At 61.7% G+C, this 1,526-nt stretch carries 3 protein-coding genes; all 3 read left to right on the plus strand.

All coding sequences use genetic code 11. The annotated features are described in order from the left end of the window. Positions 1–618, plus strand: a 618-nt coding sequence (locus BP858_RS02755) for a fasciclin domain-containing protein (RefSeq protein WP_286878786.1), incomplete at its 5' end; no start/stop codon positions are given. 92 nt (positions 619–710) lie between these two features. Beyond that, positions 711–1,082: a Mov34/MPN/PAD-1 family protein gene (locus BP858_RS02760; protein ID WP_062265855.1), complete on the plus strand. Its 372-nt coding sequence runs from the start codon at positions 711–713 to the stop codon at positions 1,080–1,082. Then, positions 1,079–1,522 carry an adenylyltransferase/cytidyltransferase family protein gene (locus tag BP858_RS02765; RefSeq protein WP_074175905.1) on the plus strand — a complete coding sequence of 148 codons (444 nt, stop codon included), beginning with the start codon at positions 1,079–1,081 and terminating at the stop codon, positions 1,520–1,522. Before BP858_RS02760 ends, BP858_RS02765 begins: the two co-directional genes overlap by 4 nt. The last annotated feature ends 4 nt before the right edge of the window (positions 1,523–1,526 follow it).

A 1,526-nucleotide genomic window follows, 5' to 3' on the forward strand; every position in this document is an offset into this window, starting at 1 on the left:
GGTACGGGGACCTACCCCTACGGCTGTACGCTCAACGCCTCGACGCAGCGGACGCCCATGCAGGGTGTCGTCATCGTCGTCCCGGAGGGTATGATGGTTACCCCCGGGGAGGAGCCGGAGGGCGTGACGCTGGCCGATGTGATCGCGCAGGACGAGAACCTGACCACCTTTACGGCGGCGGTTGAGAGGGCCGGGCTTGCGCAGACAGTGTTTGTGAGTGGCGGACCGTACACGGTCTTTGCTCCGGACGATGCCGCCTTCGAGACCTTCGGCAACGAGACCCTTGCAGGGATCCTGAACGACACTGCGATGCTGGATACCCTGCTTATGTACCACATGGTGGAGGGGAACTACACCGCCGAAGACCTGATGACGGAGGTGAACGCTACAGGGAACGAGACGGTTCTCTCGACGCTCACCGGTGACACCCTCTCTATCAGCGTGGCGAACGGCACCCTCATGGTGGAGAACGCAACGATCGTCGCATCCGATATCACGGCCGACAACGGCGTCGTCCATATCATCGATAGGGTCCTGGTGCCGCCGGGGAGCGGGATCGGTGAAGCTCCGGAGAATGTGACCCCGGAGGTCACGCCGGCTGAGCGTGTCATCCCCTGAAGCACTCCCTCCCTTTTTCCCCTGGATCCCCGACCGGGCATGCACACCAGACGCGAGGGCTTATGTTTACTTCTTCCCTAGTATTCAGTAGAATGGCTGTACACGGGATCAGCAGGGATCTGCTTGCTATGCTCTTCGAACTTGGGCGGGAACACCACCCGAACGAATTCGTTGCGGTGCTGCGGGAGCGGGACGGCATCATCCGCGACCTCGACCTGGTGCCCGGCACGATCGTCAGGGAGGAGAGCGCCTCGTTCCTCATCGATATGCTCCCGCTGGATATCCACCAGGCCGGCAGCGCCCATAGCCACCCCAACGGCGTCCTCTCTCCGTCATCAGCGGATCTCAGGTTCTTTCCCACGGTAGGCCGCTACCATATCATCGTCGGGTATCCCTACGGGGAGAGGGACTGGCGATGCTACCGGGCAGACGGCAGCCCCACGCACCTCGAGGTGGTCGAGTGATCCGCGTGGTCGCAACCGGGACGTTTGACATCCTCCACCCCGGGCATCTCTACTACCTTGAAGAATCCCGGAGACTCGGCGATGAACTCTACGTGATTGTGGCGCGGGACGCAAACGTGAAGCATAAGCCAAGACCGATCCTTCCTGAGGATCAAAGGCTCCGGATGGTCGGGGCATTAAAACCGGTCGATCATGCGCTCCTCGGGGACCTCCATGATATGTTCAGGCCGATCGCGGAGATTGGGCCGGATATCATCACACTCGGGTTCAACCAGCATTTCAGTGAGGAGGGGCTCCGGCAGAAACTCCTGGACCGTGGGCTTGGCGCGGACGTCGTCCGGATATCAGGGTATCCCGGTCCGCTCGCCAGTTCGTCAAAGATCATTGAGCATATCCTCAACACCCGGGGGCCCACCCGTCCCGCCGGAGAGGGGGAGTGACCCC

This window comes from Methanoculleus sp. UBA413, assembly GCF_002502935.1.
GTDB classification, from domain to species: domain Archaea; phylum Halobacteriota; class Methanomicrobia; order Methanomicrobiales; family Methanoculleaceae; genus Methanoculleus; species Methanoculleus bourgensis.